This is a genomic window from Alkalicoccobacillus porphyridii (assembly GCF_007293315.1).
Taxonomy (GTDB): domain Bacteria; phylum Bacillota; class Bacilli; order Bacillales; family Bacillaceae_D; genus Alkalicoccobacillus; species Alkalicoccobacillus porphyridii.
The window spans coordinates 265,175-287,734 of the sequence record NZ_VLXZ01000002.1; the positions used below are offsets into that span (position 1 = coordinate 265,175).

Annotated in this window: 24 protein-coding genes; 8 read left to right on the top strand and 16 right to left on the bottom strand. The window is 39.6% G+C overall.

Annotated features, from left to right (window positions below):
• On the top strand, window positions 1–699 hold the full coding sequence (locus FN960_RS04615) for an ABC transporter permease (protein ID WP_143847375.1): 699 nt from the start codon (window positions 1–3) through the stop codon (window positions 697–699).
• Window positions 700–945: 246 nt separating this feature from the next.
• Complete coding sequence (locus tag FN960_RS04620; RefSeq protein ID WP_185970922.1) at window positions 946–1,398, top strand: GNAT family N-acetyltransferase; 453 nt, start codon at window positions 946–948, stop codon at window positions 1,396–1,398.
• Between the two features lie 4 nt (window positions 1,399–1,402).
• Here the strand turns inward: FN960_RS04620 and FN960_RS04625 are convergent, their stop codons facing one another.
• Both FN960_RS04625 and FN960_RS04630 read right to left on the bottom strand, forming a co-directional pair.
• Window positions 1,403–1,663 carry a hypothetical protein gene (locus tag FN960_RS04625; RefSeq protein WP_143847379.1) on the bottom strand — a complete coding sequence of 87 codons (261 nt, stop codon included), beginning with the start codon at window positions 1,661–1,663 and terminating at the stop codon, window positions 1,403–1,405.
• Between the two features lie 102 nt (window positions 1,664–1,765).
• Window positions 1,766–3,700, bottom strand: coding sequence for a serine hydrolase domain-containing protein (locus tag FN960_RS04630; protein ID WP_143847381.1), 1,935 nt, complete (start codon window positions 3,698–3,700; stop codon window positions 1,766–1,768).
• 242 nt (window positions 3,701–3,942) lie between these two features.
• Between FN960_RS04630 and FN960_RS04635 the strand changes: the two genes are divergently transcribed.
• The 4 genes from FN960_RS04635 (at window position 3,943) to FN960_RS04650 (ending at window position 7,785) form a co-directional block, all read left to right on the top strand.
• Window positions 3,943–4,473 carry a DoxX family protein gene (locus FN960_RS04635; protein ID WP_143847382.1) on the top strand — a complete coding sequence of 177 codons (531 nt, stop codon included), beginning with the start codon at window positions 3,943–3,945 and terminating at the stop codon, window positions 4,471–4,473.
• Window positions 4,474–4,759: 286 nt separating this feature from the next.
• Complete coding sequence (locus FN960_RS04640; RefSeq protein WP_143847384.1) at window positions 4,760–5,131, top strand: VOC family protein; 372 nt, start codon at window positions 4,760–4,762, stop codon at window positions 5,129–5,131.
• Between the two features lie 414 nt (window positions 5,132–5,545).
• A complete protein-coding gene (locus tag FN960_RS04645; RefSeq protein ID WP_143847386.1) occupies window positions 5,546–6,796 on the top strand; it encodes an aminopeptidase in 1,251 nt (416 codons plus the stop codon).
• A gap of 209 nt (window positions 6,797–7,005) precedes the next feature.
• Entirely contained in the window at window positions 7,006–7,785 is a 780-nt protein-coding gene (locus tag FN960_RS04650) for a MerR family transcriptional regulator (RefSeq protein WP_143847388.1), read from the top strand.
• Between the two features lie 184 nt (window positions 7,786–7,969).
• Here FN960_RS04650 and FN960_RS04655 read toward each other — a convergent pair whose 3' ends face one another.
• The 4 genes from FN960_RS04655 to glmS all read right to left on the bottom strand — a co-directional run bounded on the left by FN960_RS04655 (window position 7,970) and on the right by glmS (window position 12,589).
• Window positions 7,970–8,461 carry a hypothetical protein gene (locus FN960_RS04655; RefSeq protein WP_143847390.1) on the bottom strand — a complete coding sequence of 164 codons (492 nt, stop codon included), beginning with the start codon at window positions 8,459–8,461 and terminating at the stop codon, window positions 7,970–7,972.
• A gap of 13 nt (window positions 8,462–8,474) precedes the next feature.
• Window positions 8,475–9,248 carry a MerR family transcriptional regulator gene (locus tag FN960_RS04660; RefSeq protein WP_143847391.1) on the bottom strand — a complete coding sequence of 258 codons (774 nt, stop codon included), beginning with the start codon at window positions 9,246–9,248 and terminating at the stop codon, window positions 8,475–8,477.
• Between the two features lie 258 nt (window positions 9,249–9,506).
• On the bottom strand, window positions 9,507–10,139 hold the full coding sequence (locus FN960_RS04665; protein WP_143847393.1) for a hypothetical protein: 633 nt from the start codon (window positions 10,137–10,139) through the stop codon (window positions 9,507–9,509).
• Between the two features lie 647 nt (window positions 10,140–10,786).
• The gene (gene glmS, locus FN960_RS04670) at window positions 10,787–12,589 is read right to left on the bottom strand and encodes a glutamine--fructose-6-phosphate transaminase (isomerizing) (RefSeq protein WP_143847395.1); all 1,803 of its coding nucleotides are present in this window, start codon (window positions 12,587–12,589) and stop codon (window positions 10,787–10,789) included.
• Between the two features lie 505 nt (window positions 12,590–13,094).
• Here glmS and FN960_RS04675 point away from each other — a divergent pair.
• On the top strand, window positions 13,095–13,997 hold the full coding sequence (locus tag FN960_RS04675) for an aminoglycoside phosphotransferase family protein (RefSeq protein ID WP_260681919.1): 903 nt from the start codon (window positions 13,095–13,097) through the stop codon (window positions 13,995–13,997).
• A gap of 22 nt (window positions 13,998–14,019) precedes the next feature.
• Here FN960_RS04675 and FN960_RS04680 read toward each other — a convergent pair whose 3' ends face one another.
• Entirely contained in the window at window positions 14,020–14,205 is a 186-nt protein-coding gene (locus FN960_RS04680; RefSeq protein ID WP_143847399.1) for a DUF4177 domain-containing protein, read from the bottom strand.
• 13 nt (window positions 14,206–14,218) lie between these two features.
• Window positions 14,219–14,503, bottom strand: a complete 285-nt coding sequence (locus FN960_RS04685; protein ID WP_143847401.1) for a hypothetical protein — start codon at window positions 14,501–14,503, stop codon at window positions 14,219–14,221.
• Between the two features lie 740 nt (window positions 14,504–15,243).
• Here FN960_RS04685 and FN960_RS23140 point away from each other — a divergent pair.
• Window positions 15,244–15,378 (top strand): hypothetical protein, encoded by a 135-nt coding sequence (locus tag FN960_RS23140; RefSeq protein ID WP_260681920.1) that lies wholly within the window; start codon window positions 15,244–15,246, stop codon window positions 15,376–15,378.
• Window positions 15,379–15,647: 269 nt separating this feature from the next.
• On the opposite strand, the gene hxlA is transcribed toward FN960_RS23140, so the two are convergent.
• The 8 genes from hxlA to FN960_RS04725 form a co-directional block, all read right to left on the bottom strand.
• Complete coding sequence (gene hxlA / locus FN960_RS04690) at window positions 15,648–16,277, bottom strand: 3-hexulose-6-phosphate synthase (RefSeq protein ID WP_306461602.1); 630 nt, start codon at window positions 16,275–16,277, stop codon at window positions 15,648–15,650.
• Window positions 16,278–16,285: 8 nt separating this feature from the next.
• The gene (gene rpiA / locus FN960_RS04695; RefSeq protein WP_143847403.1) at window positions 16,286–16,957 is read right to left on the bottom strand and encodes a ribose-5-phosphate isomerase RpiA; all 672 of its coding nucleotides are present in this window, start codon (window positions 16,955–16,957) and stop codon (window positions 16,286–16,288) included.
• Between the two features lie 12 nt (window positions 16,958–16,969).
• Window positions 16,970–17,512, bottom strand: a complete 543-nt coding sequence (gene hxlB / locus FN960_RS04700; RefSeq protein WP_143847405.1) for a 6-phospho-3-hexuloisomerase — start codon at window positions 17,510–17,512, stop codon at window positions 16,970–16,972.
• A 15-nt stretch (window positions 17,513–17,527) separates the two neighbouring features.
• Entirely contained in the window at window positions 17,528–18,805 is a 1,278-nt protein-coding gene (locus FN960_RS04705; protein WP_143847407.1) for a TRAP transporter large permease, read from the bottom strand.
• Window positions 18,802–19,296, bottom strand: coding sequence for a TRAP transporter small permease (locus tag FN960_RS04710; RefSeq protein ID WP_185970923.1), 495 nt, complete (start codon window positions 19,294–19,296; stop codon window positions 18,802–18,804). Before FN960_RS04710 ends, FN960_RS04705 begins: the two co-directional genes overlap by 4 nt.
• A 12-nt stretch (window positions 19,297–19,308) precedes the next feature.
• Window positions 19,309–20,313, bottom strand: coding sequence for a TRAP transporter substrate-binding protein (locus FN960_RS04715; protein ID WP_143847410.1), 1,005 nt, complete (start codon window positions 20,311–20,313; stop codon window positions 19,309–19,311).
• 21 nt (window positions 20,314–20,334) lie between these two features.
• Window positions 20,335–21,339 carry a LacI family DNA-binding transcriptional regulator gene (locus FN960_RS04720; RefSeq protein WP_143847412.1) on the bottom strand — a complete coding sequence of 335 codons (1,005 nt, stop codon included), beginning with the start codon at window positions 21,337–21,339 and terminating at the stop codon, window positions 20,335–20,337.
• A gap of 355 nt (window positions 21,340–21,694) precedes the next feature.
• The gene (locus FN960_RS04725) at window positions 21,695–22,555 is read right to left on the bottom strand and encodes an NmrA family NAD(P)-binding protein (protein WP_143847414.1); all 861 of its coding nucleotides are present in this window, start codon (window positions 22,553–22,555) and stop codon (window positions 21,695–21,697) included.
• Window positions 22,556–22,560: the final 5 nt, after the last annotated feature.

The following is a 22,560-nucleotide window of genomic DNA, read 5'->3' on the forward strand; positions in this document are numbered from 1 at the left end:
ATGTACCATCTTATGAAGTTAGAATTACAGAAGCACAAAATTGGGTGGTTTGTAAAAGGAGCCATTCTTTCGAACATTATTATCCTGGCGTTGCTCTATTTCTTCACAATCATAGAAAAAATTGAAAATGAAATACTTTTTAGAACAACGACTGACTTTTTTACGATAAGCGGCATTCTTATAAGAGCCACATTTATTATATTTGCTGCGGTTCTTATCTCCAAATTCATCATTGATGAATTTAAAAACCGAACAAGCCTGGTTATGTTCTCCTATCCAATCGATCGAAAAAAAATAATGATGTCCAAATTACTACTCATTTTTATCTTAACTTTTTGTTCAATGTTGATTTCTACTTGCTTCGTCGTGTTAAGTTTTATTGGCTTAAATGAGATGTTTCAATTATCTGTCAATCTAAACTTTAGTGCACAGTCGATTCTTCCTGAACTAATGAGTATGATGATGTTTAACCTAGTAGCTGCTGGCGCATCCCTCGTTCCTCTTTACTTTGGAATGTTAAAGTACTCAACCCCAGCTACCATTGTGTCAGCTATTATTATTGCCCTAGTGACAAACTCTTCCTACGGACCTGAATATTCTTTAATCAATCTTTTATACATGCCGCTTGGTTTAGCAATCATTGCGATTTTGATCATTGGACTGGCCCTGCGTAATATTAATCGTTTGGAATTAAATTAAATTAATACACAAGGAATGAGCTCCCTCACATTCCGTCCGTAGACTATATGGATAAACATATATTATTTTTAATATAATGAAGCATATAAAAGGAACACCCATAAATAGAAGGTGCTCCTTTTCTAATTATGTTAGCCTTTTTCATTAGACAATTTTAGGTTTATTTAGTCGCTTTCATAATCTTGCGAAATTAATTCAATTCAGGTAATGTCAAGTTATTCAAGTTATGAAGAGAGGCGTTCAAGAATGAATATTAGAAAATTCAAAGAAGCTGACCGTCATCAAGTACTAGACTTAGCTAAAAGGTTTAATCATGTTGAGTATATGGAATTTAGAGACAACCGAATCATGAGTGAAAAGCAAATGGATTTAGCTTATCAAGCCGTTACTAATAATACGGATAATATATATGTTGCTGATGATAGTGGTCATATTTTAGGTTATATTGAGCTAACTATACAGAAGGATTATTTCACAGAAAGAAAGCAGGCATATATATCAGCGATAGCTGTTTCAGTTCAAGGAGAAGGAAAAGGTATTGGAAAGGCGCTTATGAAACAAGCAGAGCTATGGGCAAGCAATCTTGGATTAAGCGAATTGATTTTAGATGTATTCGTTGCTAATGAGAGAGCGGTTAAAATGTATGAGCATTTGGGCTATCATAAAGAAATTGTGAAAATGGTTAAACAAAATCCCTGAGTACTTAAACATTGATTAGAACAATACTTACAACAATAATAATGAAACCCGAAATGAGAGTTATCGTCGCTTGTAGTTTCTGATCCCTTTTATATTGGAGAAAAGCAATAGAGACGAGCGTAACGGTTGCAAATACAATAGCCGTAGTAAGTGCTGTAGTAGAATCTATGAGCCCCTTTAACTGTAGCATCAGTATTATAATGATAATGGTAATAAATATAATTCTAATAATAGTCGTTGTTTTTTGTAACTTATCCATATCCATTTACTATCACTCCTTTTACGTTTTTACCGGTCATATATCCCCTTTTCAGGATAACACAAAATCCCGGACCACTATGAAAAGCGGTCCGGGATGTATGTTCCTTTAGCCAGCTAAGGTAAGAAAATTAACAAAGTAGAGAATATAAAATAATCCTACAAGTGAACAACCTAATAATAAAATATAGGCTTTTAACATGTATGATCCTTTTTGAGCACTCCATCCTTTCACAACAGGATAAAGTAATACTATGGCAGCTATAAGTAGGATCCAATATGCTATCACATGTATGGTGAAGTCTGACCATGCTTGAAATGGATTACTCGCGTATTTCAGTATGATCGCCCCCGTATTAATCATTGTCAGGATACCAACCAATGACCACAAAGTCGCTCCTCTATATAGAAGAGATTTTATGAGAGGTTTGTTCTTCTTAGCTCTTCTACGATTGATCACAAATCGAACAATGCTCCAACCTATACCTGCTATTGATAACACGGCTGCAAAACCAATCAATGAATAGATCAACTCATGTGATTCTGCGAACGGTACAGGTAGCTCATCAGCTATCACACCGTACGATAGCTTTACAACATCGCCATCCTCATTGGTCTGAAAGAACATCTTACTTGTATGCATTCCTGCGTTATCTAATAATGTGTTCTCTGAAGTCACTCTTTCAAAAAGATAAGGTGAGGTCTCTACATATGTTACGTCTACACCAAGTGCAGCTATGGATAATTGAATGCTTCCGTCTTCATTGGCTGATATGACTGAATCAGCGTCAGATAGAAATGGCATGATTTTCATTGGACCTGTTTCAACTGAACGAGCAGATCGATAACGCCCTTCTACCTCTTCACTATGATTATACTCAGTTGTGGCCTCAGGTACCTCTTCAGATGGACCAATTAGAACATCGGTGAGTTCACGCCTAGCCCCTGCCATTTCCCCGTCCATATTTGTCATGACAGCAATACCAAACTGTTCATCTGGCACAATGGAAACAAGCGCACTAAATGCATCCGTATTCCCACCATGTTCAATGATACGATAAGCCCCTGCCTGGCGTTCCCAGAAGCCATGAGCATTACCGGAAAGCTCAGGGTGAGACGTGTATAATGTTTCGTGCATCTGATCCAATGTTTCTTGATCGCTGAATAACGAGTAAGGACCAGATCCATCGTTGTTTAAATGAGCCATCATAAAATGAGCCATATCACGAGCGGTTGTTGTTAATCCACCAGCCGGAACATCATTAATATAAGCGGTTGGGTTAGCCACCCATTCATCGCCTGCCCGCTTGTAACCAATTGCCTTATCTTCCATTAGACCTGGAATTAGATCATCACGTAAATCAAACGTAGAGTCATTCATCTCCAAAGGTTCAAAGATAGATTGTTGAATGTAATCCTTAAAAGGCATACCTGTTAGCTGCTCCACAATATAACCCGCAAGATTTGTACTAAAATTGGAGTAAGCCACGATTTCTCCCGGTGAATAAATTTGTTTCGGCTGTCTTTCAGGTGAAAGATAATCCTCCAATTCATAAATATGCTCTGTATCATAAACAGTCAGGTGCTCGACACGCTCTTCAAAACCTGCCGTATGAGTCATTAAATGGTTAAGTGTGATCGGCTTATCATAGGTGAGGTTTGACTGGCCATCCCCAAGATACTCACGAATATCTGTATCTAAAGAGATTTGACCCTCCTCCACCAATTGCATAATCGCCGTCCACGTAAATAATTTTGACACGGACCCTGCTTCCATATAAGTCGACGCGGCATCAACCTGGATATTCTCCTCAAGATTCGCTAATCCATATCCCTTTTCTAAAACGATCTCTCCATCTTGAACGATGGAAACAGACGCCCCCGGCACGTCATCCCCTATATATTTGTTCATGATTTGATCCACCGTTTCTTCCATATCTGATATAGGGATTCCTGATGGAGTAACTATGCCCTCCGCGTATCCTTTAGGTGAATGAATAGATAATATCAACCATGCTAGCATTAGTAATGTTATTTTTTTCATGATATTTTGTTCTCCTTTACGATAGATATAATTCTTATAAAATTTAGTATAGAGAGTCAGTCTTTCATTTCTCTATCGTAAATCTCACGTTTTTGTCACGAATGATATGCAGAGTCAGGAAAAACCTGGATACATATGTCTAATTTGTGAAACCTCATGTGAAATGGTTCACAAAAGCAAAAAATCGGATATACTAAGAGTGTAAAGAGAATGTGAAATATATCACAAAGGAGGAACAATCAATGTTAAACTTCTTGCAATCATCTAAAATCGCTATGGTCCTGTTGTCAATTTGTCGAATCGCTTTAGGGTGGATGTGGTTTAGTTCAGGTATAGGAAAAGTTATGGGAGGAGAATTTAATGCAGGCGGCTTCCTTCAAGCGGCCGTTGATAACCCAGTACTAAAAGGCGGTGGCGGAGAGATCGTCGCGTATCCATTGTACACCGCCTTCCTAGAAAATGTGGCAATCCCTTATGCTGATGTGTTTAGTTTCATGGTCATGTGGGGTGAGGTTCTAATCGGAATCGCACTAATGGTTGGTCTCTTCACTAAAACTGCCGGATTCTTCGGAGGAGTCATGAATACCTCTTTCCTACTAGCCGGTACCGTCTCTACCAACCCATTCATGCTACTACTAGTCATACCGATCCTCGTAAGTAAAAAGAACGCTGGACTCTTAGGTCTAGACAGCTTTACTCATAAGCTCACTCAGTGGGTGAAAAACAAAAAAAACAATAAACCTGATATCACCATCGCAGAGAAACCTGCGTAGAGCCACTCTATGAGTGGTTTTTTTATTTTAAAAACGAAATTGAAACATGGCCCCTACATTAAAACCTCTTAAAATATGTCATCACATTCTAATAGATTTATATGGAGATCTTCAGTAACTAGGTAGTTATCTATGTATAAAATATCTATATGTTTCTTGCTTTATCTTACAAATCAATTAAACTATGCATAAGTCAGTTCTTAAAAGTGGAGATGACCATAGCAAGTCAAAAAAGTTATTGGAGGCGCTTTCAACCTCTCTGATAATTAAAAATGGAGGATGTTCAATGAGATTAGATCACGTGGGAGTCATGACAAAGGATATCGAAAAATCAATTGCTTTTTACGAAGACATTTGTGGAATGACATTAAAACAAAAAGTTACCCAAAACGATGGGAAGAGAGTATTAGCGTTCTTAGGATTTCAAGACGGTCCTGAAACAGAATTGGAGCTGATTGAGCACAAGGACGATTTCATTATTGAAGGAAAAGTAAATCATGTTGCGATTGCGGTTGAGAGCGTTGAAGACACTTTCGCGCATTGCCAAAAGAAGAATGCAAGCTTTATTGAAGAAGAAATAAAAACGTTATCGAATGGGTATCGTCTGTTTTTTATTGATGGACCTGAGGGTGAGAAGGTAGAGTTTTTTGAGAGGTAATATTATTCACGAAAGATGCCCTAAATTTTTTAAATATACACAAAGAACGCTTGGATTATTTTAGCCTGAGCGTTTCTTTGTATTCATTCAAAAATAGTTTTAATTTGTTGTGGTAATAGCACGCATAATATAAGTTAGAAAAGAAGATTTTCACCTCTTCTACTCCGCTTATTTCAGTTAGTCCAAGAACATTTAATTTTGGTATTAATATAGGTTCTTCTAATAAACCAACCACATATAAAGTACTATATATTGAAGGGTATTTGCATTAAACATTAGTCAGTAAAACAATGATATGAAAATGATTAAATAAGGCTGTCTCTTTCCATTACCTTGGAGAAGTGATAGCCTTATTTTCTTCAATGGGTTTCTATTGGTATAATACTTTTTTAAAATGAAAGCTAGGAGTTGAGTATGGAAGATATCTATAAATTTGTTAGTGAAAAACAATTAAAAAAATATGCAGATCTTGCTGTACGATCAGGTATAAATGTACAAAAAAATCAACTTGTAATCATTCACAGTGACATTAAAAATGCAACTCTCGCTCATACTATTCAAAAGGCAGCCTATGAAGTTGGAGCATCTAATGTGGTTATAGATTGGTTTGATGAAAAATCCACCAAAGAGTTCTATACTCACGCTTTAGAAGATACATTTGATTACTTTCCTAACTGGAAGTATGATCAATTTAAAGAGTGGGATGATGCAGGCGCCGCTTATATTCATATCATATCTGAAAACCTAGAAGTTTCTAAAGGTATTCAGATAGAACGAATGAATCGCTTTCAAAAGGCCTACCGTACTAAGCTTAAGGAGCACCACGCAAAGATTAGATCCCATGAGGTACGCTGCTGTCTTCTTGCTGTTCCTTCCTTTGAATGGGCAACAAAAGTATCTCCTCACTTAAGTGAAGAAAAAGCCGTGCAAACTCTATGGGAGTTAATCTTATGTGGATCTCGGGCAAATGGTGATGACCCGATAAAGGATTGGGAAGATCATAATAGATTCTTTGAGTCTCGAAAAAAGTTTATAAATAATAATCAGTTTGATACCTTACATTTCATAAGTAATCAAGGTACAGATTTATCAGTCGGTATGCCTAATGATCACTTATTTTTGGGTGGAGCTGTAAAAGATTTAGAAGGGAAACCGTTCTTTCCTAATATTCCTACGGAGGAAATTTTTTCAGCCCCCCATAGAGATAAAGTGAATGGCAAATTAACTCCCTCTAAACCACTTATTTATGATGGAACTATCATTGATGACTTTTATCTAATTTTTAAAGAGGGGCAAATTACTAACTATTATGCCGCCACTGGTCACGAAGCTTTAAAGAATCTTATTGAAACAGATGAAGGTTCGAAATACTTAGGTGAAATATCTTTAGTGTCGAACCACTCTCCTCTTTCTAAAACAAATACACTCTTCTACAATACCTTATTTGATGAAAATACTGCTTGCCATATTGGTATAGGAAACGCGTCCCCCTCAAATCTAGAAAACGGTAGAAAATTATCTGTAAAAGAATTAAATGAATTGGGACTTAATTCTTCACTCATATTAGTAAATGTAGTTTTTGGAACTGAAGATATGGAAGTGGTAGGTATTAAAAAAGATGGAACTAAGGTCTTACTAATGAAGGAAGGGGAATTTCAATTTTAATGGTTGAAGATGAAAGGAAGATAAAATAACAACTAATATTTTCTGGGGCGCAATAACACGAGATTTAGCAGAAAAGATAATGAAAAATGTATTTCAATGTCCTTTGAAGATCCTCCCTTCTCCATTAAAACAAAATGGTATAAAAATAAGAGCTTGCAATTGACGTAACGTCAACCGTTAAAGTAAAAAGAAAGGGAGTGAATAAGAAAATGGAGAAAAAATATTCTATTGGAGAATTTGCAAAACTGACAGGAATTACTGAACGAACACTGCGTCATTACGATCAAACAGGCATTTTGAAACCTGCCCAATACACCGAGCATGGCCACCGAATGTATGATAATCAATCTATTACCTTGCTTCAGAAAATATTAGTATTAAAGTTTTTAGATTTGTCACTGGGAGAAATCTCTGCATACCTAAAGCAACCGGAGCAAGATTTATCACAGACCCTGGTCGATCAGACCAAAATGCTAGTAGAGAAACAAAAAAGGATTGAAGTGATTATACAAACTATTGCCCGCGTTCAAAGTACCGTTTCAGAATCAGACCCTGTTCATCCAGATTCATTACTTGTACTCATTCATGCTTTAAAAAATGATGAATTACGAAACCTCTGGATAAATGAGCATGAGTTTGACTCAGTATACAATAGGCTGCACGCTCAAACAGCTCAAATTGAGCTGGATGAAGAAATGACTGCGTGGAGTAGTAAGATGAAACGGTTTATTAAAGAAGGAAAAGCAACGAATGACCCTGAAGTCCTTGCACATACCCAAACCATGGTATCATTTATGAAACCAGTAGTTGAACCTATCTTAGATGAATTAGCGATGAAACAATTGGAGAAGAATGAAGGTTCTTTTTCTGATCCGGATCCTTATTTATTTCCTAACTCTTTTACTAAAGAGGAAGAGGAATTTGTAGAGAAGGTTATTTATGAGCTGCTTCACAGTAAGGGAATCCCTCATCATAAAGATACAAAATAATAACAAGAAATCCCAACATAATATTAGTACTACCAATATGTTTGGGGTACACTGCAAGAAAGGGTTTTGATGAATTCATCAAGGTCCTTTCTTATTGAACGGAAATTATCAGTAATCAATCTCTTGTTGAGTCAAACTGCCAATCCACTGAGAGGGACCCAAGTGGATAGGGAAGTTGTTGCTCTCAATCATGAAGGGAAGCCGGATTCTGAAGCCTTGTACCTAAGTGCCCAACCTTAAAAGACAGGATATTATCAATAAATTTATTTTCGCATAATACTGTAGCAAATTTGCCTTTACTGCTATGGGTAGCAACTACAGTATCATCATATACAATCTTACAGGATATCTCATCCCCATCTTCACCAACTGAGGCTTTAACATTAGTCGATGTTATTGGAAACATTGTATCGGTAGAAATGATAAATTTCTCTGAGTACGGAACCTCTATGGTGGGCTCGATAATAGATTGAGGGTCTTTTCTACTATTAACATTCACTTCCAAATCAGTTGCGTACGTGGCATTACTTTCGATAATTATTTCAATACTTAATTCCTCATATTCTTCAGTTTCGCTATTCAAGTTATCATTCTCTGCGTCGTTAGCTACTTCACATGAAATAAGAGAAATACTAACACCTATGAGTAAAAAGGGAAACCACTTAAGCTTTATCATACTTTTTCTCCTCTCATCCCTGCTCCTTTTTATCGAAATAATGGTAAAACATTTCATCTATAAACACTGTTACTTCAGTTTTCATACCAAGTACTTTCTCATCATCGCTAGTTTGGGTTAATAGCCCCCAATAAAAGTTCATGAGCTCCTCATCACCTTCAAATAACTCGATGGCTTTTGTATAAAGAGTATGTGTTATTTCTTGAACGTAAATTGAGTTCGGTTCCATGTGCATTATGCTACGAATTTTTGAAAAAATAGACAGTATTTCTTCCAATCTAGGATCATCACTCCCGATAACAGGCAGCCTCTCAAGTATCTCTCTTTGCTCTTTTGAAATATTTAATGGTTCATCAAAACGCGCTGGAATCACACCATTAACTAGCGCCCTTTTATTTAAATCTTCTATTACATCAAGCATTTCCTTAGGCCTTAATTGATCTTTTAACTTAATGACTTGCATAGTCGCTTTTAAATAATATTGTAGTCTACTTAATCGATCTTTTTCAGCTTCAATTAAACTCACTTGCTCTGAAAGCGAATGAATCCAGGTTTGATTTTCCTCTGTCTGAACCTCCGAATCAAAAAGTACCTTAATTTTTTTTAACGTATAACCAATTGATTTTAATAGTAGAATTTTTTGCAGTTTAGAAATAGCATGTTCATCATAATACCTGTACCCCTTATCATTAATTAATGAAGGCTTTAGAATTCCTAAACTTTCATAATGATAAAGTGTCTTTTTACTTACACCTATCTTACTGGCTAACTCTCCAATTCTAATCATATGTGCACCCTCCACAAGAATAGTATAAACAATCACCTTAAGGGGATAGTCAATTTATTTATAATTATAAATACTTAAAACCAGAATTTAATGAAATAAAACTCTAAACAACGTTGTCTTTATATATAGCATATCCGACCTTGATTAGGCTCAAATGCATTAGATTAAGAAGCAGAAAAAAAGAGAGGTAATTATCCCCCTCTTTGTTACGTACGTTATTTTACTATTCGTTAGTCGGCATAATGTTAAAGACTGTTTTTAAAAGCCTTCAATATCCTGATCCGGTAAATCCTCTTTATTGACTACAAATGTCCAGATGTTTGGTTCGTTAATGGATAGCACTTTCCCCTGATAAATAAATTCACTAAACCATTCTCCTTCAATATGAAATTCAGCTCGTTCTTGATTAGCTTCCACAACCCTTTCTTCAGCTTTCTCCCAAAAGATTCCGCCACCTCTCTCATACCCAGAAGATATGTCTTCCACATGCATGACATCACTCTCTGAATAGAGAGATAGCCAAATATTACGATGTAACCCATAGTCTTCTGTACCTTGATATTCAGAGTCTAAATGTAGTACATATAGATCGATTGGTTCCTCAGCATCTGAATCTGTATATACTCCGTGACGAGCATGAATAATCTCAAAGCTACTATGCCCCTCCTCTAGCTCCTCTTCTTTGAATTCCCTTACGTATGACAAAATTGCTTCAACTTTCTCCCTTTCTAGGGTAGCAATCCTGTTAGTATCTCGATCACCAATATCATCAATGTGTATATCAATGCCATATTCTTTTTCAAGTTCTTCTACTTCATTTTCAAGTTGGTTGCATCCCATTAAAATAATTAATAATAGAAATGTCGTTAAATATAATCTCATTTTTGTCATAAGATGACCCCCAGAAAAGTTTTGTTTCTAGAGGTCCATACCCTAACCATTTCTATAATTAACTACTTTCTGTAAATTTCCACTGTTACGCCTTTTCCATTTCTTGTTCATTTGATTGCGTCCATTCCATTCCCCGGAACTTAAAGAATCCTTATTGGTCAAAGTAGACTACAAACATGCCTCCACAAGTAATCAGATAGTTATTTACTTTTAAAGAAATAACGCAGATATTGTTACCCCGACAGCTGCACCCAACGCACTTAAAACAAGAATTTTCGTTTTTGAATCTGATTTCTTTCCCCTTCTAGGTTCCATCACAAAAAACACTCCTTTTACAACCTGAGCTTCCCCTTTCCATTCCCTTTGAAACACATCTTATTAGTATTCAACTTCGCCTTCTTTTCCCTTACATCCGACGTTCCTAATAAGAGCGTCGATTGTTATCATCTAGATGATCAGATTGAGCTTGAGTCGGATTCAATAAAGCTTTACTATCAACTCCTACCTCTCACTCTTCTATCGCGCACGGCTATTTATTTTAAAAACCAAAAAACCCCTTTGCAATTAAAATTCAAAGGGGTAAAACACACTGCTTAAAAAGCTATAATCTTTGTTTCATCATCACTGTTAATAAACTTTTTATAACCCTACTCCACCGTCACACTCTTTGCAAGATTGCGTGGTTTATCCACATCACACTCTCTATGCAACGCTGCATAATAAGAGATCAACTGCATCGGAATCACAGATGCTAACGCAGTCAAATGCTCATGCACACGTGGTAGAACGATTTGGTCTTCTGGTTCGTTCATGCCTTCCATGCTGATAGTGCAGACGTGGGCGCCGCGTGCTTCTACTTCTTGGGCATTGCCGCGGATGCTTAGGTTGACGTGTTCTTGTGTGGCTAAAGCAAAGACTGGTGTGCCTTCTTCGATGAGGGCGATGGTTCCGTGCTTTAGCTCTCCTCCGGCAAAGCCTTCTGCTTGGATGTAGGAGATTTCTTTTAATTTAAGTGCGCCTTCTACGACGACAAAGTAGTCAGCGGCACGGCCGATGAAGAATGCGTTGCGTGTGACAGATAGGAAGTCACGTGCGACTTTCTCCATTTCTTCTTTTTGTGCTGTGAGGACTTCCATTGCGTTGGCTACGATACCTAGTTCTTGTAGGGGATCGAAGTCTAACTCGATACCAGCAGAACGGGCAACGTCTACTGCAAGGATGGCAAATACAGCGATTTGAGCTGTGTATGCTTTTGTGGAAGCTACAGCGATTTCAGGTCCAGCATATGTGTGAAGGGTGAAGTCTGCTTCACGGGAAAGCGTGGATCCTGGTACGTTTGTGATCGTTAAGGCTTTGTGGCCTTGTTTTTTCACTTCGACTAATACACCTCTTGAGTCGGCAGTTTCGCCACTTTGAGAGATGAAGATAAAGAGTGGGTTCTCTGATAATAATGGCATATTGTAAAGGAATTCACTGGAAATATGCACTTCAACTGGACGGTTGGCAAGCTTTTCAACAAGCTGCTTCCCTACAAGTCCTGCGTGATAGCTTGTTCCTGCTGCAATGATGTAGATTCGGTCGCTTGTTTTTACAGCTTCACGAATATCTGCATCAATGCGTAGTCCGCCATCTTCGTTTTGGTACTTCTGAATGATGTTACGCATCACAAATGGCTGCTCATCAATTTCCTTGAGCATAAAGTGAGGGTATGTGCCTTTTTCGATGTCGCTCATATCAAGCTCAGCTGTATAAGGCGCACGCTCTACTTTCTCACCAGCTAGTGTTTCAATTTGGACAGAATCACGTTTTACAATCACGATCTCTTGGTCCATAATTTCCACAAATTGATCCGTGACAGCAAGCATCGCCATTGCGTCAGATGCGATAACATTAACATCTTCGCCTACACCAATAAGGAGTGGGCTTTTATTTTTACCAACAAAAACAGTTTCTTTGTTTTCTTGGTCGATTAACGCTAGAGCGTAAGAGCCTTTTAGAAGAGATAGTGTCTCACGGAAGGCTTGTTCTGTGCTATGACCTTGCTCTACAAAGTGCTCAATCACTTGAACAATGACTTCTGTGTCTGTATCACTTGTTAGCTCTTTGTTATTTAAATAATTTGCTTTTAGTTCTTTGTAGTTCTCAATGACACCATTGTGCACGAGGGTGAAACGGGCACTTGTGCTTTGATGCGGGTGTGCATTCAACTGGCTTGGTACGCCATGCGTAGCCCAACGAGTGTGTCCAATTCCAACGGTTGCGCTGGTATCATGGTCCACTGCGTCACGCAGGGTAGCAATACGTCCTTTTTCCTTGAATACGTGTACACCCTCTTCATTTGTTAGAGCGATACCGGCTGAGTCATAGCCACGGTATTCAAGTCTTTCCAGTCCTTGCAACAAGATTTCCTTCGCATCTTCCGTTCCTACATAACCTACAATTCCACACATAAATGGTTACCTCCCATAGTCGGGGGCAAGCAACCTGAGGGCATACTCGCCCCCACTCTTATCGATTTTAGTTTTTTTATGGGCATGGCGCGTCTGATTTTGTCCACTAGGTCACCCTGGTGTTTTTTACAGAAGCTTGGCGGCTGTCATGCTCAGCCGGAGGGCATCCGCCGATAAATCGATAAACCCTCTCCTCGTCAACTGTCCCTCATTCCGTCCATGGGGCAGTTCAGGCGCTTTGTACTGCTATATACGCTCGCGATCCTCCTCTCGTTTCAATCCAGATAATCATACCCGATCAAGATGGTGTCGTCAATCGGGGTTTGTTAATGTAGAGTGGGGTGTACCGTGTAATGTATGCGGCAAGTTCGCGAGTGGTGAGGGTTTCGGGGAATTGTCTAATTTTGTGGCAATTGGAAGGCGATTTTGGAAGAGGTTATACTCATAGCGTAAACAGTTGAGTTACTATAAGGGTAAGATGATATTTATAAAGGAGCGTGCGGATGTGAAGAAATCTTTGGTTAAAAACATTCCTATACTTAGTCAATGTACGGAAGTGGTCGAAGTGAAAAAGGGCTTTTCAACAGATAAGAAATTTTTAGTGAAAATGCCTGATCGGTCTACGTTTTTATTACGACTTTTCCATATGGATGAAGTGGCTCACAAAAGGTCTGAATTTCTTATATTAGAAAAGATGAATGCCCTTTCGATTCGCTGCACCAGGCCCATCTCGATTGGTGAAATAGAAAACCAAGGATATATGGTCACGTCATACTTGGAGGGTGAGGATGCTGAAGAGAAGATCTTAACGTGCACTGAGCAGGAACAGTTTGACATTGGTTTTGAGGCCGGAAAAGAATTAAAGAAGATGCATCAAGTTTCAGCACCCGCTAGTATTGCACCCTGGTCTTTGAGAAAACTAGAGAAGCATAATAAATACATAGACGCTTACGCAGCATGTGGGATCAAGATTAAAAATGACTTAAAAATCATCAACTTTATTAATGAGAACATTCATCTTATGCAGGAGCGACCTAACCTATTTCAGCATGATGACTATCATCTCGGAAACATCATTTTGAGAAATAAAGAATTCGCAGGCGTTATAGACTTTAACAGATATGATTGGGGCGATCCATATCATGAATTTATTAAGATTGGCATATTCAGTCGCCAACTAAGCATCCCATTTTCTAAAGGACAAATCCAAGGATATTTTGCTGGAGGTGAGCCTGACGAGAGCTTCTGGAGGTTATATTCCCTTTATTTAGCCATGTGTGTGTTCTCAACCGTAGTCTGGACGCTAAAGTTTACTCCAAACAATATGGAAGAGATGTTGAATAAAGTGTATACATATTTAGACGATCATGATTATTTTGATAGATGTAGACCTACATGGTATGAATAAATGACGACTAGCACCTTACACATTAGTCAGTGTCACCATGATTCCTTTTAAAAACAGCTAAATTCCCGTCTGTGCCACCAAGAGACTGCTGCGCTTGCATGGAAACCAGCTCCCAGCCATCACTCGCTAGCTCGTTCAGTGTTTCTTCAATTAATGCGGTTCTCTTTTTTGTCATGGCTACTGGCAACAGGACTGCTTTATATTTCATTCGATTCACTCCTTTAACTCAAAATAGTCAGTAGATCTACTACAGCCGTTGCCACTAGGGAAACAGGTAGAAGCCAAAGCCCATATATGACCCATACGAACTTTTTCTTTTTTTCCGTTTCTAGCATTCTTACAATGACGAAACAAACGGCTACTGCAAAGAATACATTCGCGAGTACAGCGTACCAAAGATTTAAAGCACCACTTGGCTCTGCGCTTAGCGTATCAATCCCCCTGAGGATGATAAATATAAATGCACTGATAAAAAAACCTAGTGTGAGAGCCTCTGTTTTTTTCATGAGAGCTTCCTTTCCCTTTTTATCATTAGGTGTGGAGACTTCATAATTAGAACTAATCCTTCTTTTCTAACTTGTACCCTTAGCCTTCTGATCCGTTGGTAAAACAACATGGATCGCGGACAGAACGCCGCAAGCAAGAATAGCATATTGCATGTAATTGCTTCTTATGTCTGCCATTCCGAATATGAATGAACATAATATTAATGCTCCTATTAACAAGATACTATAGAAACATAACAGTCGAATAACTCGCGACGCACTCCCTCCTCCTTTATATAATTTAACATATTCATAGCATATTGGGTGTTAATGGAATAAAAAAAGAAGCGAACATAATTAGAGACACTTGCGGGGTAAATAGGAGGTCGATGAAATAGTCATGTAGAACTAAGCTCATGTGCACCGCTACAGGAGTTCATTGAGAGAAAGGACCTCGCCCGTTAGCTCATGTACTCCCGCGATATGAGTGCCCCCCCCATTTCGGGAGCGACAAACGAAGAAATGAATGATGAGCAACCCTTTGTCCATAAAATATCCGTATGTTAACTCTTACTCTTGGACGCTATCAAGACGCAGACGTTTACCAATATAAGCATGAGGTTTATCAAGAGATGTGGTTGTTTTATCAAGAAGAAAATATATTTTAACAAGAATGTTTTAGCTCACCAAAAATCCCCAATCATTTTTTAGTTTACATTTATATGTCGAGGGTACTCTCTCTAAACAGAGGAGTTTTTTATATGGAGCTGAAGCATTTACCTGATTCAATCATCAAACAAGCGTATATTGATGCTTGTGAGAAAGGCACAGATAAAGAACTCATCGAAAAATTGTATAAGGAAATTAATAAAAGAAAGATTGAATCAGAGATTTAGAGTACGAAATCTATCAAAACCGAAGTTCTATTTATTATCACCGTCCCTTCCCTTAATAAGTGGAATGGAGACCCTTCCTAATAAACAGATAAGATAACGCCCCATGATCATAGTGATGATGGGGCTGTGTCTTATCTCAAATCTTCTACTGCTTTGTGGTTAAGATCAAACACACCCTGGCTTGAGCCTTCTATCCAATACTCGACATCAGGATCACCAATGGTCTCATTTAAAAAGAGCACCCACTGCTCGCTTCCTACTAGGTCATTCTATACGTTCCTTGTTATCTCCTCTTTAAATTGTTTCGCCATGGTATGGGGGTCTTCTGCCTTGGTTAGGCCACTGCCCACAATTATCACATTAGGCTGATAAGCAATTATGTCGGGAAGACTCTTCAGTGTAACTCCACCTGCCACAGCGGTTCGAACGGATAAACCTTCAACCAAATCAAACAGTTCGCTTCCGATTTGCTGCTGTTTTTGTTGATCTTTGCCTAGGTGTAGCCCGACAAATGTCACTCCTAGTTGGACAAGCTCCTGCACGAGTTGTGGTTCTGTTACTCCCAGAAGATCAACCATCATCTCTTTTTGAAGTGAACGTGCGGTTTCAAGCGTTTCAATGATGGTGGCTTGGGGGGCAAACGCCATAACTGTGGCTATGTCTGCTCCTGCTTCAAAAGCTTGCGCAGCCTCGTGTTTTCCGGCATCACAGATTTTCATATCTGCCAAAATGATATGATGTGGATATCGCTTGCGCATCTCACGCACAATAGCCATCCCATACTCTTTAATAACTCCTGTTCCGATTTCGATAATATCTATGCTTTCCTGTACGTCTTCTGTTAGCTGAAAGCAGCGATCCCAGGAAAGTCTATCAAGTGCAAGCTGTAATTTCATCATAATCTCCTTTACCTTTGGATATAGCGGACCCCTGTTCCTCCGGCCACATACACTCCATCCACCATATCTATAAAGAGCCCAGTCTCAACCACACCAACTAGCTGCTTTAACGATTGGTGCAGTGCGTTTGGATCCTTAATCAAGCCGAAGTCGCAGTCTAGAATATAGTTGTGATTGTCACTGATAAAAAATCCCTCTTCACCTTTACGCATTTGAGGTTTTCCACCAAGCTGTTTAATCCGTTCGGCTGTTTTCTGCCAACCAAATGGAATGACTTCGACAGGTAAAGTAAAATGACCGAGCTGTTGAACGATTTTATGTTCATCCACCATGAGTACAAATGTCTCTCCTGCTGCAGCTACTAGCTTTTCTCTTACTAACGATCCACCTCCACCTTTTAAAGCTTGGAATGAAGATAGCTCCACTTCATCTGCACCATCTATCACAATAGACAGCTTCTCATGTTCAGGGAAATCAATAATCGGAATTCCATGCTGTTTCGCTAATCTCTTAGACTGTTGGGAGGCAGTCACAGCTTGAATCTGTAAACCATCTTTAACTGCCTCTCCTAGCAAAACAATGAATTCATTTACGGTTGAGCCTGATCCAATGCCAATCTTTGTTCCGTCCTTCACCAGCTTTAATGTTTCTTCCGCGGCTTGCTGCTTCTGAGACTTCATGTTTGCACTCCCTTATTCTAAATTAGCGTGACGTGCTCGCATCGTCTCTTGTTCGCCAGCGACCAGTTTCACGATGATCGCATCAAGGAGCAGGTGCACACTTTGATCAAATTGATTGCCAAGGGGTTGAATGGTTTCTGGTTCGTGCGCTTTCCTGTACTTTGTCGCAGCCGGAATAAATAAGGTATGCTGCCCTTCTTGTTTCTGGATTTCAGGGTTAGCTGTGACTAGCACAACCTGTGCACCTGCCTTATTCGCCTTTTCAATAAAGGATTCCGTGCCCGATGCTGAACCAGAAATGAGTAGCAGAAGATCGCCCTCGGAAATACTTGGCGTAATCGTTTCACCCGTAACAAAGACGGAGTAATTGGCGTGCATCAGTCGCATCGCAATGGCTTTACCCATCAGACCTGAGCGTCCCTCTCCACTCACAAAAATCCGGCGTGCCTTTGTCAGTGCTTGTGCTGTGCGATCTAAATCCGTCTCGTCTACTTTTGAAATCACCGTTTCCACCTCTGCTATACACGCAAGAGCTGTTTCTCTATAGCTTTCCATCTGAAAACTCCTCTCTTATTCTAAGAATCCTGGTAGCCATAACGCTAGATTCGGTACAAAGGCTACAATGACAATCGTGACGATGATCACAGCCACATAAGGAAGCAACGCAACAATTGAACGGCTGACTGAGAGCTTTGCAATTGAACTTGCAAGCAGCATACATAAACCATAAGGCGGTGTAATCATACCAACCGCCAAACACATGACAATCACGATACCAAAGTGAACCGGATCGACCCCTAATGCTTGAGAAGCTGGTAGGACAATCGGTACAAAAAGAATCATCGCTGGAATGGCATCAAGGAACATGCCAACAAACAAGAAGAGTAAAATGACTGCCAGTAAAAAGACACCGATACTTGAGAAGTTGTCCTCAAAGAACCCTGCAATCAAATTTGGCACACGATAATAACTAAATAAGTGACCAAGGGCTGTCGCTGTTGCAAGCGCAAATAATGTTAAAGAACTTAATCGTATCGTATCAAATAAGATATTTGGAATGTCTTTAAATGTGATCGTTTTGTACACAATCATTGCTAGGAAGAGGGCATACACGCAGGCGAGAATCGCTGCCTCAGTTGGTGTAACAAAGCCTCCTACAATTCCACCAAGAATAATCACAGGTGTTAAAAGTGGCGGTACACAACGCCAAAACTGTCTTCCAATATCCTTCATCGAAACGCGATCATGGCGAGGGTAATTTTGTCGTTTAGCAATAAAGCCAACCAGCGCCATCATCGCCACACCCATTAATAAACCAGGAATGACACCACCCATAAACATCTGTCCAACAGATACGCTCGTTACACTTCCGTAGACAACCATTGGAATACTGGGTGGAATGAGCATACCCATTGTTGATGAAGCTGCCGTTGTGCCTACAGCCGTACTTTTGCTATATCCTTCCCTTAACATACTTGGAATAAGAATCTTACCAACTCCAGCTGTATCCGCTTGAGCCGAACCTGAAATCCCTCCAAAAAACATCGAAACCACGATGTTAGCCTGCGCTAAACCACCACGAATATGGCCAACAATCGATACAGCTAATGTAATTAACCGCTCTGATATCTTTCCTTGATTCATGATATTCGCTGCGAGAATAAATAACGGAACAGCAAGAAGGATAAAGGATTCAAGTCCAGAAAACATGCTCTGCATAACAACCATTAGTGGCAAGGAATCGAGCATCCAGATCCCAACAAAGGCCACAATTCCTAAGGTAAACGCAATAGGCACACCTAGAAATAACAATAGGATAAATAATGCGACGAGTATCACACCTGTCATTCTGTACGCCCCCCTCTTTCAAGCTGGTACTCCTGCAAATCATCTACAGCATTACTAATGGAGAACCACACCATCGCTAGTCCTGAAACTGGCAGTGCAAGCCAAAGGTATCCTTGCTGTAGCTGAGGCAGTGTGTTCACCGTCCATTCCCAGAACAGGTGCACCAGCTGAAATCCAAAAATGGTCATCATTAAACCAAAGCCACCAATTAAGAGATGGCTGATCATTTTTACAGCTAGAAGCCGACCATGCGTCAGCTTTTCAAATAAATAATCAATTTTAAAGTGCTCTTGATGATGAACCATCACCGCAGCACCTAAGAACATCGTCCAAATAAAGGCATAGGTTGCAATTTCAGCTGGCCAAAGCAGTGTCACTGCCGGCACATATCTTGATAAGAGCTGTAGAAATATACAGACCACAAATGCTAGAAAAAACAAGGCTGCGACGCGCATAAACACATACTCAATTTTTATTGAAATGGCTTTCATTTTCATTCCTCCTTAATCAGCTAAACTGCGTATAGCTTCGAAGATTTCTCTTGCCTCGAGTTCATCTGCCATTCGCTCTCTTACAGGCTCGGTTTGTTCAATAAATGGTTCAATGTCTACCTCATTTACAATCGCGCCCTCTTCCTCTAATCGTTCAATTGAGGTTTCAGCAAGCTCGAGATCTGCTTCTCGTGCTGCTTCTGTTGCCACCTCTGCTGCTCGTTGGATGGCTAACTGTTCTTCTTCATTAAATCTCTCCATCACGACATCAGATGTTAAAAAGAAGCGTGTGGTAAAGTCATGGTCTGTGAGAGACAGATAAGGGGTGACTTCATGATGACTAGATTGGTAGATATTCGTGAAATCATTCTCCGAGGCATCTACGACTCTATTTTGTAGTGCCTGGTACATCTCATCCCAAGCGACACTTGTTGGGATGGCTCCTAACGCAGACCAACTATCCTGAATGCCTGGGGAATCCTGTGTACGGATGCTTACATTTCTCAGATCATCCACTTCATTTACTGGTTGTAAGCCATAATATTGACGAACACCTGCAGACCAGTAACCAAGTACCTGTAAATTGGTATCCTCTTCTACCATCGCACTCATTTCATTTCCTACATCTCCATCTACGACTCGTAACCAGTGATCATAGCTTGAAAATAAATACGGCATGGAAAATAAATCGACCTCTCGTAAGACCTGTGTCATAAAACCAGGTGATACCACGGTCATGTCTACTCCACCTGTTGCAATGCTTTGCAGCAAGGTATCTTCGTTTCCACCAAGTGACCCATTCGTGTGAATCTCAGCTGTAATCGCTCCTTCTGTTTCAAGTTCAATTTGTTCTTTGAACGTATTGAATCCAACTGCATACGGGCTATTCTCATCAAGCTGTGTGGCAAGAATCAATTTCTTAGGATCACCGGGGTCTCCCACTGTCTCCTCTGTTGTAGCGCATCCAGAGACTATAGCTAACACGCCTACTAAGGCTATCATCATCGTTTTGTTCATGATGTACTCTCCCTTCACTTTTCAAATAGAAGCTCTAAGCTTTAATTCAGGATGTAATCGGTAAATCTGATGATCTAGATTTGTATGTGCCTCTTTGATCTTATGAAGTAAAATCTCCGCAGCCTTTTTGCCTATTTCATACGTTGGCTGAGCAACTGTTGTGAGAGGCGGATTAAAGAACTCCGCAAAACGAACATCATCAATGCCTAGCACTGCCAGTTCATTAGGAATAGAAATCCCCCTCGCTTGAACCTGTTTCAGGATCTCTTGAAGAATTCGATCATTACCGGCAATCAGAGCTGTCGGAGGTACTTCATCTGCTAGCATCTGGCTCAAAACGGATTGCACTTCTTCAAGCTGAACACTATGGACCAAGTCTTCTCTAATAGTTATCTGTTGTTCATTCATCGCCTTATAGAAACCGTCCTTCCTCTCACCACGCGGGGTAATATGCTCAATAAGTGGGGCTGTGATGAGACTTATTTCCTTGTAACCCCTTTCAACTAACGAATCAACAGCTAGCCGAAGGGCTGACTCATTATCAGTCAAAATAACATCTACTGCTACACCTTCAATGACTCGATCAACAAACACAAGTGGATAATGAGCTGCGATGAGTTCTTGAAAAAGCTCAGTATTATCACTTGTTGGAAAAACGATTAAACCGTCCACCTGCTTTGCCTGTAGCATTTCAATATACCGCTTTTCCTTGTCTGGATCGTCATCCGCGTTACATATAATCACGTGGAAGCTATTCTCGTTGCATATATCTTCAATGGCTCGGACAACTTGAGTAGAAAAATCATGAAGGATATTTGAAACAATCACTCCAATGGTACTGGTCCTCTTCTGACGTAAGCTTCTAGCAATACTATTTGGACTATAGCCAAGTTCCTTAATCGCGAGTTCAATTCGTATCTTTGTGTCTTCACTCATATAATGAAATCGTTCATTTAGATATTGAGAAACTGTACTTTTAGATACACCTGCGTGTTCCGCAACATTTGCCATCGTTATTTTTTTCATTCACACACCTCTTCTCTAGCTACTAAACCGATTTAGTAAAGAGTAAAAAAGAAAACGAATACAAGACCCGTTAGATTTAATAAATCGATTTAGTATATATAAGTCTAAAGGATTGAAAGCGGTTTTACAATAATAGATTTTACGCTAGCTTAGTTTAACATGCGAAAAAAGGGACTGAGACAAAGCATTATATCCAACTTATAACACGAACATTGCCACAACAGGAGAATCCCTCGTAAGTAAAGATGAAGAAAGTAAAGACGAATAATCCAAGCTTGGATCATTCGTCTTTACTTTATGTTCATCTATACTTTAACCAGTCCGTATTATATATTTATAATTTTGTTGCAGTCTCTTATATTTTAATTTTCGACCAATGTTTTGACGCAAAATGAGCAAATGAAACGGGTGGTGTCCCTGTAATAGCTTCGACTTCATTCGTTACTCGATCCTCGAACCCATTCGCAATCAATTGGTCAGCGTGTGCAAGCATATTGGCAAATTCTTCAGGTAAGCCTGAAGTTGTGTGTAGCTGTTGAAGCTGGTCTAAGCTTACTTGTTGGTGTTGGACAGCAGGCTCTCGCACTGTGCTAATTACTTCAGCTATATCATTGTAACTAAGTGCTTCAGGACCTGTTAAAATGAGATCGCGATTTAAGGGTTTCTCTGTGATCAGTGCATGAAACGCTACGTTTGCAATGTCATAGGCATCGATAAATCCTATACGACCATTTTCTGTAGCCGTGCAGATAAGATTGTTTTCCCGAATGTTGGTAGCATGCGGATGATCACCAGTGAAATTCTGCATAAACCAACTTGGACGCAGTACAGTCCACTCTGGGAAAAGATTCGTTAATTCTTCATGTATCTGACCTAAACCGCGGTCACCGCGTTGGATGACTGTGGCACTTAGTAGAATGACTCTGCGTACTCCCGTTCGTTTTGCTTTGTGCAGAAAGGGTTTCATTATTGGCACAGGGTCAATAACTCCAGGTGGTGGCACAAGGTACATACACTCTACTCCTTTTAGAGCAGCATCATGGGTTGATGGGTCAAACCAATCGAATTTGATAGGGACAGTCATATTGTTATTTATAGTCTGTTTTTGAAAATTACGACTGCCAGCCCGAACTTTCACTCCACTCTCCACTAGCTTGGCCGTTAGTTCTTTTCCGGTGTTGCCTGTTGCACCTGTAATGAGAACAGATGGGGTCATAGCTC